Source organism: Pseudoalteromonas sp. MMG007 (assembly GCF_018100985.1).
Taxonomy (GTDB): domain Bacteria; phylum Pseudomonadota; class Gammaproteobacteria; order Enterobacterales; family Alteromonadaceae; genus Pseudoalteromonas.
Genome location: NZ_JAGJEI010000002.1, coordinates 106,314 through 122,418, shown reverse-complemented (window position 1 = coordinate 122,418; position 16,105 = coordinate 106,314). Strand labels below are relative to the sequence as shown.

Here is a 16,105-nt window from a genome sequence, read left to right as displayed (position 1 = left end):
AAATTATTGATTAGTAGGTTGCGCTACCTTTAGTACGAGGGAAGGCAATAACATCACGTACGTTACCCATACCGGTTACGTATGCAACTAAACGCTCAAAGCCTAAACCAAAGCCTGAATGTGGCACACTACCGTATTTACGTAAATCGCGGTACCAGCTGTAATCTTCTTTGTTTAAGCCCATTTCGTCTAAGCGTGCATCAAGTACGTCAAGGCGTTCTTCACGTTGTGAACCACCAATGATCTCACCAATGCCAGGCGCTACAACATCCATTGCGGCAACGGTTTTGCCGTCTTCGTTTTGGCGCATGTAAAACGCTTTAATATCACGCGGGTAGTTTTTAATAACTACCGGTGCTTTAAAGTGCTCTTCTGCTAAATAACGCTCGTGCTCAGACTGTAAATCAACACCCCATTCAACAGCGTACTCAAACTTTTTGCCACACGTTTTAAGAATTTCTACAGCGTCTGTGTAATCAACTTGTGCAAAGTCTTTATCTACAAACTCTTCAAGGCGAGTGATTGCAGTTTTTTCTACACGTTGTGCAAAAAATTCCATGTCGTCACGGCGCTCTTCAAGTACGGCTTTAAATACATACTTAAGCATGTTTTCTGCAAGTTTTGCGATATCTTCTAAATCAGCAAATGCCACTTCAGGTTCAACCATCCAAAACTCAGCTAAGTGACGAGAAGTATTTGAATTCTCAGCACGGAAAGTAGGGCCAAATGTATAGATTTTTGACATTGCTGATGCGTATGTTTCACCATTTAACTGGCCAGATACAGTCAAAAATGCTTCTTTACCAAAGAAATCTTCGCTGTAATCAACATCGCCTTTATCTGTACGCGGTAAGTTTTGCATATCAAGCGTAGATACACGGAACATTTCGCCAGCGCCTTCACAGTCACTTGCTGTGATAATAGGTGTACTGATCCAGTAAAAACCTTGTTCGTGATAAAAACGGTGAATAGCTTGTGCTAAACAGTTACGTACACGTGTTACCGCGCCAATCATATTTGTACGAGGGCGAAGGTGAGCGTGCTCACGTAAGTACTCAATGCTGTGGCGTTTTGCCGACATTGGGTAAGAATCTGGGTTTTCTACCCAACCTAAAACTGTTACAGAATTAGCTTGAATTTCAAATGATTGACCTTGGCCAGCAGATTGAACTAAAACACCAGTAACCGATACAGAACAACCGGCTGTTAAGCTAGTAACTTCATCATAATTATTCAGTGAATTAGGAACTACCGCTTGAATAGGATCAAAACACGAACCGTCATGAACGGCTAAAAATGATATTCCTGCTTTTGAATCGCGGCGAGTACGGATCCAGCCTTTAATTGTAACTTGGCTGTCTACCGCAACGTTGCCTTTTAATAGCTCTGAAATCGCTAAATGGCTCATCTTCACTCCAATGATATAAGTTGCCTAACTTTATTTATTAAACTGTGCGCAGCACATTGGCATTAATTGCATAAACGTTGCTGCACTTGAACCCTGTATCTTACCTAGTTAACTCAAATAAAAAAACTATTGTGGGCAACTCTTTAAAAGTTTTTATCAATGCGCTTTATTTTTAGCCATTTTTACAGCAAAAATGATCAAGTTTGTGATTTGATACTCTGAAATTTAACTATTTTGTGGCATTATAAGTTTTTAAATTCTTTAATGTTGCCTTTTACTTAGAAACGGATGCCATGAAACAAGTTTTTATTTTACGAGGACTACCAGGAAGCGGTAAGTCTTATTACGCGCAAAACCTTGCAGACGAACTAGGTGGTGTTGACGAAAGCCAATATCTAATTTGTTCAACCGATGACTACTTTATAAATGAGCAAGGCGAATACCACTTCGATAAGTTTAGGCTCTCGCAATACCATAATTTAAACTTGGCTCGTTTTATTAATGCACTCGCACAAAACATCCCATTAGTCATAGTTGATAACACTAATATTAAAAAGTGGGAATTTATCGCGTATTCACAAGCTGCTGTTGCTTTAGGGTATCAAGTAAAAGAAGTGATCGTAGGTGAAGTAAAAGACAAATCTATGCAGCATCTATACGCTAAGCGTAACTCACATAATGTGCCGCTTAAAACCATAAGTAAAATGGCGTACATGTTTGAGTGGTGATTTGCGTTAACGTTTTAATTTAAAAAGCCCATACATATGGGCTTTTTTAGTTTTTAAGCGCTACTAGCTAGCTTTTTTATAAACCGCAAGTGGGTGCGATGTACTTAATGATACATGTACTTCATCGCCTGGGTTTACTACAACCTCATGGCTAACACGGCTGGTTACAATAGTAGAACACGTAAGTTTTACAGCACATAATCGGCTGCCACCTTCAAAGCGTACCCATACAACTTCACCATTATTACCAACACTACTTTGTACAAGTAATACGTCATCAGGGCGAAGCAATACATCAACATCGCCGCTTTCACAATCAACGCCTTGAGCTGGTGCGTTGCCTATAGCTGTAGTGGCTTGTCCGTTTTCAAATTTACCGGCAATAAAGCTAGCTTCACCTAAAAAACGAGCAACAAAACGATTGTTAGGAATACTAAAGCAGCGCTCAGGTGTATCTATTTGCTGAATTTTACCCGCTTTCAAAACACCTACACGATCACCAACAGAAAGCGCTTCTTCTTGATCGTGTGTTACCCAAATTGCAGGAACGCCGGCATCTTTAAGTGCGTTTCTAATATCCCAGCGCAGCATATCTTTTAGTGCAGCATCTAGGTTAGACAATGGCTCATCAAGTAAAACAAAGTCTGGTTCGTGTGCAAGAGTTCGGGCTAGAGCAACACGCTGCTTTTGACCGCCCGAAAGCGTAGCAGGTTTTTTATTTCTAAATTCGTCAAGACCCAATAGTTTTATCCAGCGTTCTGCAGGCGCTGTATTTTTTAATCTAAAGCAAATGTTTTGCTCAACCGTTAAATGCGGGAATAATGCAAAGTCTTGAAACACCATACCAACACTGCGTTTTTCAGGTGGTACCGTTAATTTAGGTGTAGCACGCCATTTACCCACGTTTATTTCGCCTTCGCTGATAGGTAAAAGCCCAGCAAGTGCTTGTAAAATTGTGCTCTTACCACACCCTGTAGGGCCGACAAGCATAAGGATTTCACTTTGTTCAAGCGATAGATTTAAATCGCTGACTACACGGTTACTGCCATAATCTATAGACAACTGACTTACAGATAGCATTGTTATTAAATCCTTAATGTTCTAACTGATTGCGTTTTTCGCCAGTGAGCATAATAGCTAACGCGCACGCAGAAATCACTACTAACAATAAACCAGGTATTGCAGCGCGGCCAAAATAACCTGCTTCGTAAACACGCCATAAGTAGGTTGAAAGTGTTTCAAAGCCTGTAGGGCCAAGTAAAAGAGTGGCTTCAAGTTCACGCATAGACTCTAAAAACACAAGTGCTGCACCTGCTATTATTCCGCGCATAGTCAGCGGTAATGTAATACGTGTAAAGGCTTCACGTGGGCTTGCGCCTAATACTCTGGCAGATTTAATTAAACTAGGATCTAAGTGTTCTGTGCTAGTACGAACAGAGCCTACCGCAAGCGGTAAAAAACGTAGCATATAAGCAATAATTAAAAGCCCTAATGTTTGATATAAAAACGGAAGTTGTAAGCCGCCATAAACCAAAGCAGTACCCATTACTATACCCGGAATACCAAAACCAAAATATGTCACGCGCTCCATTACTTTACCGGCTTTGCCACTTAATGCAGCATGGGCAACTGGCACGGCAACAATTACGGCAACCACTGCAGCAATGGCTGATGCATAAGCTGAGTTCCAAGCAATATTAAAATCGAACGAGCTAAAACCATCACGCCCTAACCACAGTGTAAAAATGGCTAGAGGCAAACCAATGGCTAACAATAACACCGGCGCAAAGGCCACAAACATAGCACTTAACTGCCACTTGCTCGGAAATAAAATTAGCGGACGACCTTGTTTTTCACTGGCTGTTTTTATTTGTGATTCTATTAATAATAAAAAGCCAACAATTACCATTAGCTGCAATGAAAGCATTGCTGCTCGGCCTAACGCAAATGCGTTGTATTCTACGTATATAACGCGGGTAAAGGTATCTAGGCGCATCATCGCCGGAGTACCAAAATCAGAGAGGGTGTAAAGCGCAACTAATAAAGAACCTGCTGCAATGCCATTAACTACACGCGGTAATATTACTTTAAACACGCTTTGTGTCATCGACATACCTAAAGTACGCGCTGCGTTAACCATACTAGCATCTAAGCTTAAAAGCGATGAGCGGGTAGTCATCATTACAAAAGGGAAGGTATACAAAGTCATTACAATGGCAGCGCCAGTTAACCCATACATAGAAGGGGTTTCTATGCCGGTTACTGTATTAATTTCACCGCCGGGGCCAAAGGCCGCGTACAAAGTAAATGCACCAATATAGCTGGGTACAGCAAGTGGCGCTGCAAAAAATACCAGCCATAATTTTTTAAAGGGTAAGTGCACATAGGCACTAATAAACGCCAAAGGCACACCAATTAAAATAGAGCCTAAAACAGTTAAGCCCATTAACGACAGGGTGTTTCCTAAAATTTTTAAATTATGACTATCAAAAACAGTACTAGCATCGCTAGCCAGTACCATTAATATAAAAACAGGGGTAAGCGTAATGAGCGCTGCAAGCAGCGCCATTGGGTAAGAAGCGGGTAGTCGCATTATAAAACGCCGTTATTTCTCATCAAATCGATGGTAGGTCGTAAATCTGCCAATTGGGTTAAATCTATCTTCGGCGGTGAAATATTAGCAAGCGATGGTAATCCATCGGGTTGGCTAATGTTATTTATTAGCGGAATTTCGTACGCTTCAGTTGCTAAATAACCTTGTACTTCTTTACTAAGTAAATAACGCATAAAGTTAGTAGCAAGTGGGTCGTCGTTTAGTGCAAGTACGCCCGATGCATTAACTAAACATCCTGCATCATTTTGAGTAAAGGCTAAATCGAGTTTTGCATCCGGTTTGCCTGATTTAAGGCGAAGAGTGTAATAGTGATTAGCAAAGCCAATATCTACTTCACCGCGTTCAACACCCATAACTACACCCAGTTCACCGGCATAGGTTTTAGAGCGTTTTTGAACTTTTTTAAGCCATTTAGCGGTTTTGTCATCACCTTCTAAAATTCTCATTGCGGTTACAAACGATTGAAAAGACGCATAAGCCGGCGCCCAGCCAATGCTTAAATCGCTATCGGCAATTTCCATAATACTTGTCGGAATTTGATCTTTCGTTAAGCGAGAAGTGTTGTAAGGCAATGTTCTAATGCGCCCAGTTACAGGAGCCCATTCTTTGTATCTAAATTGCGGCTGTAACTGCTCAGATAAATCAGTAGGAATTTTTTGAGCAAGTCCAGCGTCGGTTACTAAACCAATAGCACCAGAATCTACAGCCCAAAACAAATCAGCGCGTTTAACGCCGGCTTTAGCCTCGGCAACAATGGTATTTGCGAGTGCAGCAGTTGGACCTCGGCGTATGCCTAACTTAAAGTCTGGATTTCTTTTTTGAATAGCTTGTAATACGTTTTCGTATAAACCGCCTTCACCACGGCCTAAATATAAGGTGAGCTCACCTTTAAGCTTTGGTAAATCATCAACAGAAACAGGGTTTGCTATATTGGCAGCTAGTGCGCGAGAAAGAGGAAGTGGCAATGAGCCAACAACCCCTAACGCAGCTAGGCCTTGTATAAAGGTCCTACGCTTCACTTAAAATACATCCTTACGCGACTTCTCTGCTTTTTCTATAAGCGTTTTAGCGCGGTCTAATTTGGTTTGCATATCACTTACCACATTGCGTACGTCGTCTACGCTTTTACCATTTTTAATTGCTTGTGGCAGTGTTACGTTAAAGTCTTTTTCCAGCACTTCAACTAAGTTGGCATCTTGTTCGATAAGCGTACCTTCTACGCCTTCAAATAGGTGTAGGTAAGTATCGTGAACAATGTCAGTGGCTTCATCTTGTAAACGTTCAGCAAATTTAGCGACTACTCGGTCTAATTTGTGCTTAATTTCATCAATTGTTGCACTTTGAGTCATTTCTTCTGTAGCCGTTGCTTTTACAGTGTCTAACAAGCCTTTTTGCTGGAATTTTGCGGCAAGCTTAACAGCACCAAGGCCTTGCCACAAGGCTATGTTCATCGCTTCTTGCTCTTTACGTACTTCAGCGGCAGGTTTACCATTTTCAATGGCCATTTTTACGCCATATATACCTTGCCAAATAGATGCGTAAACAGGTACGTAGTTTGTTTCAATTGCGCTGTGGAACTTAACAGACTCCCAGTATTCAATTAAATCGTCAGTTTTAACCGCTTTAGCGCCTTTTGTATCGTAGTCGCTTACCATGGTATCTACTTTGCCTACCATCCATTCTACTTCTTCAGCATAACTTTTTAGATTAGCTTGAAGGTGATTTACATGCTCACCAATTGGGCCATTAGCAAGTACTGGCTGCGCCATAAAAGCTGAAGCAAGTAAAAGGCTTGCACCTAAGGTTTTAGCTGGTTTAAATAATAAATTCATTGCAGAAGAGTCCATAAAGGTAATTGTAAATGATAGACATTATCATATCCGTATTGATCAGCTAGATCAATAACCACAAACTGGGTAAATAGATAAAAACACTAAATACAGCGCTAAGTTACGTATAAATACGGTTTAAAGTTTAACAAGCGCAGAAATTAGGCGTAATGTTTACCTTTAATTGCATTATAAATAGCATCACACAGTGTTTTAATGCTGTTTGCGTCACTTATATACGGAGGCATAAGGTAAATAAGTTTACCAAACGGGCGAATCCATACGCCTTGCTCAACAAAGTAGGCTTGAATTTTAGCTACATCAACGCTGCCTGCTGCATCGTTTAGCTCTACTACACCTATTGCGCCTAATGTGCGTACATCAGCTACATCATTAAGTTCACGGCACTTATTAAGTTGTTGTAATTGGCTGTTTATATCGCTAATACGTTGTTGCCAATCCTGCGCTAAAAGTAAATCAATGCTCGCACACGCCACGGCACAGGCGAGTGGGTTACCCATAAAGGTAGGTCCGTGCATCAAAACACCGGCTTCGCCTTCACTAATACCCGTTGCTATTTTTTCGCTGGTAAGCGTTGCTGAAAGCGTCATTGAGCCACCGGTAAGTGCTTTGCCTATACATAAAATGTCGGGCTCAATGTCAGCGTGCTCAACAGCAAATAATTTACCCGTGCGGCCAAAGCCTGTGGCTATTTCGTCGCAAATCAGTAGTACATTATATTGGCTGCAAAGTGTGCGAACGCAGGCTAGATAATCGGGGTGATAAAAGTTCATACCACCCGCGTTTTGCACTATGGGCTCAATAATAAAGGCGGCTACTTGGTTGTGGTGCGCTTTAAAGTATTGCTCAAGCGTTTGGGCTTCTGCTTGGTTAAACTCGCTACCAAATTGACTAACTGGCGCAGGCACAAATATATGCTCGGGTAAAAAGCCGCTATATAAACTGTGCATTGAGTTAACGGGATCGCATACGCTCATGGCAGCAAATGTATCGCCATGGTAACCCTTATACGGGGTCATTAATTTTTGTTTAGTAGTAATGCCTTGGCTTAGCCAATATTGCAGGGCCATTTTAATAGCGACTTCTACACTAACCGAGCCGCTATCGGCTAAAAATACTTTGGTTAAATTTTCAGGGGTAATAGCAACAAGCTTTTTACACAGCTCAACCGCGCTGTTATGCGTTATGCCACCAAACATTATGTGGCTCATGCTATTTATTTGCTCAACCATGGCAGCGTTTAAAGTAGGGTGGTTATAGCCATGTATAGCGCTCCACCATGAGGCCATGCCATCTATAAGTTGCTCGCCGGTTTCTAGGTGAATTAAATTATGATTGGCATGGGTAACTGGGTAAACCGGAATTGGCTGAGTCATAGACGTATATGGGTGCCAAATGTGCTCACGATCAAAATCAAGGTCAATCGTTTGTTTTTCATTCATATGTAAACTTTAACTTGGTGGGCTTCGTTGACAATGGTACTTCAAGACGTAGACTAAGCCAATATCACCACTGAGAAAAATAAGAGACTACTATGGAATTTGCACCTGTTCGCCACGATTGGACCCACGCACAAGTTAAAGCATTATTTGAAATGCCATTTAACGATTTACTCTTTAAAGCGGCGTCGGTTCACCGTGCTAATTTTAATCCTAACGAAGTACAAATATCTACTTTGTTATCTATTAAAACAGGCGCTTGCCCAGAAGACTGTAAATATTGCCCGCAATCGGGGCACTATAAAACCGACCTAGAACGCGAACGCCTAATAGAAGTAGAAAAAGTAGTAGAGCAAGCACGCCTTGCTAAACAAAAAGGCGCTACACGTTTTTGTATGGGAGCAGCTTGGTCAGATCCAAAAGACAGAGACATGCCGTACATTTCGCAAATGGTTAAAGAAGTAAAAGAGCTTGGCCTAGAAACCTGTATGACCCTTGGTAAACTTAGCAACGAAAAAGCCCATGAACTAAGCAGTGCAGGGCTTGATTACTATAATCATAACCTTGACACCTCACCTGAATACTACGAGCAAATAATATCAACTCGCACATTTCAAGACAGATTAAACACGATTGATCATGTACGTGATGCAGGCATGAAAGTGTGCTCAGGCGGTATAGTCGGTATGGGCGAGCAAGCAAGCGACCGTTTTGGTTTGTTAATGCAGTTAGCTAACTTGCCACAACAACCCGAAAGCGTCCCTATTAATATGCTGGTTAAAGTAAAAGGCACACCGCTTGAAAACGTTGACGATTTAGACCACTTTGAATTTATACGTACCATAGCCACAGCCCGTATTATGATGCCACACAGCTATGTGCGTTTATCAGCAGGTCGCAACGCCATGAACGAGCAAATGCAATCAATGTGCTTTTTTGCAGGCGCTAACTCAATTTTTTATGGCGATAAGCTACTAACAACCGAAAACCCAGAAGCCGATGCCGACATGAACCTCATTAAAAAATTAGGCATGAACCCAGAAACTCGCGAAGATTACTCAGACGAAGCCGTAGCAGCGTCGCTTTCATCGCAAGTGGCTGATAAAGCAACGTCAGAACTGTTTTACGAAGCTTAAGTTTAAACGTATGCCATTTGAATTTATAAATACGCATCTTAAATCGCGCCAGCAAGATGCGTTATTACGTAATCGCCATATTGTACAAAGCGCCACAGCCCGCACCATTACAGTAAATGATGAAACCTATCTTAACTTTGCGAGCAATGATTACTTAGGCTTTGGTGATTGCGCATTAAACTTTGGGCAAAGCCAAACACTTGGTAGCCACAGCTCGCCGTTGGTTACAGGATATCAAGTGCAGCAACAACAGCTTGAGCAGTATTTATGTGGGCAATTTGGCTATGGCGCAGGTATGTTGTTTAACTCTGGCTTTAGTGCAAATAGCAGTGTAATTAAAGCGCTGTTTCAAGACAAAACCGCCGCGCAAAATAGTGCTATTTTTCAAGATAAGTTAAATCATGCCAGTTTAATTGACGGGGCAATGCATTCTAACGCCGCATTAGTGCGCTTTAATCATAACGATTTAAACCATTTACGCTCACGGCTCGAAAAATCAAAAGCGCAAAACAAGCTAATTATTAGCGAAGGGGTGTTTTCGATGGATGGCGATACTGCGCCACTAAAAGATTTACTCGCCTTGGCTAAAGCACATAATGCATGGCTTATGATAGACGACGCACACGGCTTTGGTGCATTAGGTAAAACGGGTTTAGGTAGCTGCGAAGCATTGTTAGATGAGGGTTTAGCGCTTCCCGAAATACTGGTTATTACCTTTGGCAAAGCCATAGCAAGTAGCGGGGCGTGTGTACTAGCAAGTAAAGAGTTCATAAATTACATGCTGCAATTTAATCGCGATTACACGTATTCAACCGCTATGTCGCCGCTTATGGCGCACCTTACACTTATCCGTTTAAAAACAATTAAAACAGCAAACAGCAAACGCGAGCAACTTAGTAGCAATATTGCTTTTTTTAAACAGCTTGCTAAAACGCATAACCTAGCCGTGATGGAGTCAAACACAGCGATTCAACCCATCGTACTTGGCTGCGCTGAGCAAACACTAAAAGCCGCCGAGATATTAAAAAAGCACGGTATTTGGCTAACAGCTATTCGCCCACCCACGGTTGCGCATAATACCGCTCGCTTACGAATTACGTTAACCGCTGCTCACACCCAAGCTGATATAACAACGCTAATTAAACATTTAAAAGGTGCAATAGCATGATTGCACGCGCATTAACTAATACACAAAACCAAGCTGAGCGTATAACTGAGGTAGTTGAGTATAAAGTGCCTCAAAACATAAATCTAATTGCAAATACGGCGAGCTGTATAACTAAACCCCCAGCCAATAAGTCACTAAAAAAAGCAGCGCAAACTAAGTTTTCAAAAGCGGCAGAGCAATACAACAGCCATGCTAATGTACAAAAACGTGCAGCAAACGACTTATTTAAATCAATAAATGCAAATCCACAAAATAAAAACAAACTGTGTGTAGATTTAGGAGCAGGCCCGCTTGTTAATACACATACGTTGCAAAATCAGTTTGGGCAGGTAATAGCTATAGATTTAAGCTTAAACATGTTAAAAAGCAGCGCGTTAAGCTCACCACGTATTTGCGCCGATATGGATAACCTACCGCTACAAGCAAACAGTGTAGATGCCATATTTAGTAACTTTGCTGTGCAGTGGTCTGCTAATTTTGAATTGTTAATGCAATCACTTTATCGTGTTTTAAAACCTGGCGGGCAGGCGTATATAAGCACTGTGGTTGAGGGGTCACTTAATGAAATAAAAACAGCCTTTACTGCGCTTGATAACAGTAGCCATATAAACACATTTAATACACAAGAATATATAAACCAATCAGTCCAAAAGGCTGAGTTTGCAATTAATAGCACACAAAAAAGGGTTTATACCGATTGTTACTCAACACCTTTAAAGGCCATTAAATCAATTAAAGCCATTGGTGCTACTACGCAAAATCATACTAATACACGCCAAGGGTTATTAACTAAATCGGCACTGCAAAAGGTGTGTAATGCGTATCCGCTTATAAACAATCAAGCGTGTGTGTCGTACCATGTGGTATTGTTATCACTACAAAAATCAATCACAAAATTTAAATAGCGCACGATTAAAATACCAAGGTTAATCAATGAAAGAATTTTTTATTACGGGCACCGATACCGATGCAGGCAAAACCCATGTAACCAGTTTGCTATTAAAGCTACTTGCTCAACATAAAAAGCCAGCTATTGGTTTTAAACCCATTGCTGCTGGCTGCGAAATGGCATTTGAACAGCTAGTAAACGCCGATGCGCTTATGCTTATGGAAAGCGCAACGGTAAGCGCCAAGTACGATGTAATAAACCCATTTGCATTTGCGCCGCCAATTGCTCCGCACATAGCAGCAAAGCAAGTAGGCGAAACCATTACGCTTGATAAACTAAGCGCAGCGTACTCAACACTGAAACAGCAAGGTGCCGATTATCACCTAACCGAAGGTGCTGGTGGCTGGGCATTACCTATTAATAACACCGATTATTTATACGATTGGGTTAAAGCAGAGCAACTACCTGTAATATTAGTAGTAGGCATGAAATTAGGCTGTTTAAACCATGCCTTACTTACAGCCGCTCATATGCAAAGTTTAGGCATTAATTGTGTAGGGTGGATTGCAAACCAAGTAGATCCAAACATGGACGAGTACCAAGCTAACCTTGATTCGCTAAAAGCACGTTTACCGTTTCCTATTCTGGCAATAAGCCCTTACAGTGAGCAAACGCCAAAATTACAAATATACAAAACGTTACTTAACACCTTTGCTATTAACTCCTAAACCCAACTGCTTTGTAACTAGTTATAAAGCAGTTTTGTAATAAATACATATGCTTAATAATTTAATTTTCCCTTGAAATAGCTATCCTTAGTACACATATATCACTAATAACTAAGTTGCTATTGTTACTAAGGAAATAACCCCTCTTATGACCCACCCATTTATTGAAAATTACGCTCAAAATACGCACGTAAAGGCCGAGCCAGACGTACTTAAAAGTGCTTTGCCTAAAACCCGTGTGGGTATTTTAGGTGGGGGCACAGCAGGAGCAACAATAGCAATTCGCTTAGCGGCTTTGGGTATACACACCACCGTTTTTGAGAAAAAAAAGTCATTAATAGATGGCCCACCTATGTGCCACTTACACGCAGGGGGTAATTTATATCGTGAAATACCCGACGAAGACTGCGTAGAGTTACTAAAGCAATGCATTGATATTTTAAGGCTGTACCCTTACACCATAGACGTACGTCCAACAGTGTTTGCTGTACCAAAGCGCGATGACGACTCACCCGATGATTTACTACCAAGGTTAAATAAAATAACCAATGCGTATAAAGAGTTAGTTAAGCAAGACCCTAACAACCAAGTGCTTGGCGAGCCCGACAATTACTACCAACTTTATAGCTATGAGCAAATGATCGCGCTTTCACATAAAGAGCAAATAGCAGAGCCAAAAACACTTGATGAGTGGATGATCCCCGTTGCCAAGCATCTAAATTTAAACAAAATTAAATACCCACTCATTGTTGCTCAAGAATATGGCTGGAACATATTTAGATTATCGGCCAGTGCACAACTTGCACTAGCACAATATGAACACGCTAACGTACTTACCAGTACAGAGGTTAAACAGGTCAGCCAAGTTAATAGCAGTAATGACAAAACCCAATCACCAACTTGGCAAATTGAACACCAAAGCGCACAAAGTAACGGCACGCAAACAACAGAAGTTGATTACCTTATTAATGCCTGCGGGTTTCAAACCGGTATTGTTGATGACATGGTAGGGGTTGATGCTAAACGTATGGTCGAATTTAAAGCTTCGTATATTACACATTGGCAGGGCGCAGGTGGGCAAATACCCGAAATTATTATTTACGGTAACCGTGGTACGCCCGAAGGTATGGCGCAGTTAACACCATACCCAGACGGGTACTTTCAAATACATGGTATGACCAACGCAATAACACTATTTAACGATGGCCTTGCAGAAACAAGCAGTAATAGCGCCCAACCAAAACTACCTAGCAAATACTTAAACTATATAAGTGAAGGCTGGGATAAAGATGCACTTAAAGCACGCAGCCAAAAAGCGATAGATTTTGTTGCCGAGTTTGTACCGGCATTTAATAATGCAGATACGCAAAACAATGCATTATTTGGTGGGCAACAAATCCCAGGAGAAGACGACACATTACGGGTAGCTGATGTTAGCTTATATTCGCATATTAGCTATGCGCGCGCCGAAAACGTAAAAGCGTCATCTACGCTTATTGCTGCCGACGAAATAGTCGCTGAATTTACAAAGTTAGGCTTAGTAAGTAGCGAGCCGAATATTAATAATCACCGTAATAACCACCAATGGGCGTATCTTGAACACAACTGTAATGAAGACATAACTAAAATTGCACAAGTACTTGCAAAAGAGCGTGGTTTCCCTGTAGCTATGGCAAATATTAATAATGGTATAAACAAAGCTACCTAATCTTAAATCCATTAACTACCTGATAAATATAAGTTTTAGGATTGCTGTTATTTTTAAATAACAGTAAGCCTATAAAAATTTCATGCCCTAAAACCCATCAAAAAAATTTATTTATAAACCCACAAATAACACTTGCGTTATGACATAGTTTGTCACAGAATAGCGCTAACGTTATGACATAGTGTGTCATGACGCAGTGATTGCTTTAACCTAATTTAATTTTATGTTCGGTGATCAAACCTATTTTTGTGAGGACAATATGAAACGTATATTTTTGTTTTTATTAACTAACCTAGCGGTTATGTTGGTATTAGGTGTAGTGCTTTCAATAATAATGAGTGTGCTGGGCTTAAGCCATCGTAGCCTTGGCGGAATATTACTTATAGCCACTGTATTTGGCTTTGGTGGCTCGTTTATTTCGTTATTTATGTCTAAGTGGATTGCTAAAAAATCAACCGGCGCACAAGTAATTACCCAACCACGTAATGAAACCGAGCACTGGCTTGTACAAACCGTATCTGCACAAGCACAAAAAGCAGGTATTAAAATGCCTGAGGTGGCAATTTACGACAGTCCAGAAATGAACGCGTTTGCAACCGGCCCAAGTAAAAACAACTCGCTGGTGGCGGTAAGCTCAGGCTTATTACATAACATGAGCCAAGACCAAGCCGAAGCCGTACTTGCCCACGAAGTATCGCACGTAGCTAACGGCGACATGGTAACGCTTACACTAATACAAGGCGTGGTAAATACCTTTGTAATATTTGCTGCAAAAGTACTAGCAGGCATAGTTGACAACTTTTTAAGTGGCGATGAGGAAGAGGGCGGCAGTAGCTGGTCTTACTTCTTATTCGACATGCTATTCCAAGTATTATTTGGTGTGCTTGCAAGCATAGTGGTGGCTAGTTACAGCCGTAAACGCGAATTTGCAGCCGACAGCGGCGCAGCTAAATTGGTAGGTGCTGATAAAATGCGCTCAGCCCTTGAGCGATTAAAGCAAAACCACCCATCGCAATTACAAGGCTCTATGATGGCTTTTGGTATTGCAAGTGGTAAAGGTGTTGCTGAGCTGTTTTCATCTCACCCACCGCTTGATGCGCGAATAGACGCATTACGTAAATAAGCTAACCCTTATTTAAAAACACAAAAGCCAGCGTAATAGCTGGCTTTTTAGTGTGTAGTAAGCTGGTTATTTACCAAAAATAATATCGGTAATGCCCTCTGGTGAGAGTATTTCTATCCAGTAGCCGTCAGGGTCTTTTATAAATGCTAACCCCTTCATTGAGCCATCGTCTGGCTTTTTAACAAACTCTACATCGTACTTTGCAAAGCGCTCACTGGCTGCGTAAACATCTGGTACACTAATACCAATATGGCCAAAGCCTTTAGGCTCTTGGTTACCGCTGTGGTAACCCTCAAAGCTGTCGTCGTTTTCTGTGCCCCAGTTATGGGTAAGCTCTATTAGCGCAGGGCGGCCAAATACCCATTTTGCTTTAGTTTTATCATCACCTTCTGGCTGCTCTGGTTCGTAGCCTAAAAAGTACAGCGTAAACTTCATTTCAGGAAAGTCATACTTACCTAACAGCTTCATACCTAATACATTTTGATAAAATTCGAGCGACGGTTTGGGATCTTTAATACGCAACATAGTTTGCTGCATCACATAGCCTGAAGTGGCTTGTTCAATTTGCTCTGGAGATTCGTTATAGCTAGACATGGTAATCCTTTGTATAAATTAAGAAGCGAAAATAGAGATATAATGCTTAAACTATCATAATCAACCGTAGTTTAAATTTAAACTACTTTAACTTACTACTTACCCCTTTTATTCATACAGTTTTAATTTGTAGGCATGTACGGTTTAACTCAAGGCAATACGTAATTTAAACTACAGGGAGTAACTATGTTTTTTGATGATATGCAGGGTTTAATACGCGTACTTATTATTGGCGTACTCGGTTATATCGCACTGGTGTTTTGGCTGCGTATATCGGGCAAGCGTACGCTTTCTAAATGGAACGTGTTCGACTTTATAGTCACCATTGCGCTGGGTTCTATTTTAGCCTCGGTGATCATTTCAAAAAGCGTTGCGTTGATAGAGGGTATACTCGCGTTTGTTGTGTTAATAGGGCTGCAATATGTTATTACGTGGCTTAGTGTGCGCTCATCTAAATTTGCGTCACTCATAAAAGCAGAGCCCACGCTCTTACTAAGTGATGGTGAATACTGCACGGCAGCACTTGAGTCGCAACGGGTAACTAAATCAGAAATTCGCGCGGCTATTCGTGGTGCGGGTATATTAGCCATAGAAGATGTTGCCGCCGTAGTGCTCGAAACCGACGGCAGTTTTAGTGTACTTAAGCAAAATAACAGCGGGTTAAAAAGCGCGCTGAGTGATGTAAGCGAGCAATAAAGTAATACGCTAATAATTATATTA

At 41.2% G+C, this 16,105-nt stretch carries 15 protein-coding genes; 8 read left to right on the top strand and 7 right to left on the bottom strand.

Annotated features, from left to right (window positions below):
- Positions 1–10: 10 nt before the first annotated feature.
- Positions 11–1,408, bottom strand: a complete 1,398-nt coding sequence (gene asnS, locus J8L71_RS04400; RefSeq protein WP_058550102.1) for an asparagine--tRNA ligase — start codon at positions 1,406–1,408, stop codon at positions 11–13.
- A 293-nt stretch (positions 1,409–1,701) separates the two neighbouring features.
- Between asnS and J8L71_RS04395 the strand changes: the two genes are divergently transcribed.
- Entirely contained in the window at positions 1,702–2,136 is a 435-nt protein-coding gene (locus J8L71_RS04395; protein WP_058550101.1) for an ATP-binding protein, read from the top strand.
- A gap of 63 nt (positions 2,137–2,199) precedes the next feature.
- Here J8L71_RS04395 and J8L71_RS04390 read toward each other — a convergent pair whose 3' ends face one another.
- The 5 genes from J8L71_RS04390 to bioA form a co-directional block, all read right to left on the bottom strand.
- Positions 2,200–3,216: an ABC transporter ATP-binding protein gene (locus J8L71_RS04390; RefSeq protein ID WP_210999443.1), complete on the bottom strand. Its 1,017-nt coding sequence runs from the start codon at positions 3,214–3,216 to the stop codon at positions 2,200–2,202.
- A 13-nt stretch (positions 3,217–3,229) separates the two neighbouring features.
- Positions 3,230–4,729 carry an iron ABC transporter permease gene (locus J8L71_RS04385; RefSeq protein ID WP_138682362.1) on the bottom strand — a complete coding sequence of 500 codons (1,500 nt, stop codon included), beginning with the start codon at positions 4,727–4,729 and terminating at the stop codon, positions 3,230–3,232.
- Complete coding sequence (locus J8L71_RS04380) at positions 4,729–5,769, bottom strand: extracellular solute-binding protein (RefSeq protein WP_210999442.1); 1,041 nt, start codon at positions 5,767–5,769, stop codon at positions 4,729–4,731. Before J8L71_RS04380 ends, J8L71_RS04385 begins: the two co-directional genes overlap by 1 nt.
- A complete protein-coding gene (locus tag J8L71_RS04375; protein WP_210999441.1) occupies positions 5,770–6,582 on the bottom strand; it encodes a hypothetical protein in 813 nt (270 codons plus the stop codon).
- 158 nt (positions 6,583–6,740) lie between these two features.
- Positions 6,741–8,042: an adenosylmethionine--8-amino-7-oxononanoate transaminase gene (bioA, locus tag J8L71_RS04370; protein ID WP_210999440.1), complete on the bottom strand. Its 1,302-nt coding sequence runs from the start codon at positions 8,040–8,042 to the stop codon at positions 6,741–6,743.
- Between the two features lie 92 nt (positions 8,043–8,134).
- Between bioA and bioB the strand changes: the two genes are divergently transcribed.
- The 6 genes from bioB (at position 8,135) to htpX (ending at position 14,791) form a co-directional block, all read left to right on the top strand.
- Entirely contained in the window at positions 8,135–9,175 is a 1,041-nt protein-coding gene (bioB, locus tag J8L71_RS04365; RefSeq protein WP_058550095.1) for a biotin synthase BioB, read from the top strand.
- A 10-nt stretch (positions 9,176–9,185) separates the two neighbouring features.
- Positions 9,186–10,343: an 8-amino-7-oxononanoate synthase gene (locus J8L71_RS04360; RefSeq protein ID WP_210999439.1), complete on the top strand. Its 1,158-nt coding sequence runs from the start codon at positions 9,186–9,188 to the stop codon at positions 10,341–10,343.
- Positions 10,340–11,248 carry a methyltransferase domain-containing protein gene (locus tag J8L71_RS04355; RefSeq protein WP_210999438.1) on the top strand — a complete coding sequence of 303 codons (909 nt, stop codon included), beginning with the start codon at positions 10,340–10,342 and terminating at the stop codon, positions 11,246–11,248. Before J8L71_RS04360 ends, J8L71_RS04355 begins: the two co-directional genes overlap by 4 nt.
- A 28-nt stretch (positions 11,249–11,276) precedes the next feature.
- On the top strand, positions 11,277–11,960 hold the full coding sequence (gene bioD, locus J8L71_RS04350) for a dethiobiotin synthase (RefSeq protein ID WP_210999437.1): 684 nt from the start codon (positions 11,277–11,279) through the stop codon (positions 11,958–11,960).
- A 148-nt stretch (positions 11,961–12,108) separates the two neighbouring features.
- Positions 12,109–13,668, top strand: a complete 1,560-nt coding sequence (locus J8L71_RS04345) for an FAD-dependent oxidoreductase (protein WP_210999436.1) — start codon at positions 12,109–12,111, stop codon at positions 13,666–13,668.
- 259 nt (positions 13,669–13,927) lie between these two features.
- Positions 13,928–14,791 carry a protease HtpX gene (htpX, locus tag J8L71_RS04340; protein WP_210999435.1) on the top strand — a complete coding sequence of 288 codons (864 nt, stop codon included), beginning with the start codon at positions 13,928–13,930 and terminating at the stop codon, positions 14,789–14,791.
- Between the two features lie 66 nt (positions 14,792–14,857).
- Here htpX and gloA read toward each other — a convergent pair whose 3' ends face one another.
- A complete protein-coding gene (gloA, locus tag J8L71_RS04335) occupies positions 14,858–15,385 on the bottom strand; it encodes a lactoylglutathione lyase (RefSeq protein WP_210999434.1) in 528 nt (175 codons plus the stop codon).
- A gap of 186 nt (positions 15,386–15,571) precedes the next feature.
- On the opposite strand from gloA, the gene J8L71_RS04330 reads away from it, so the two are divergent.
- Positions 15,572–16,081: a YetF domain-containing protein gene (locus J8L71_RS04330; RefSeq protein ID WP_210999433.1), complete on the top strand. Its 510-nt coding sequence runs from the start codon at positions 15,572–15,574 to the stop codon at positions 16,079–16,081.
- Positions 16,082–16,105 lie beyond the last annotated feature (24 nt).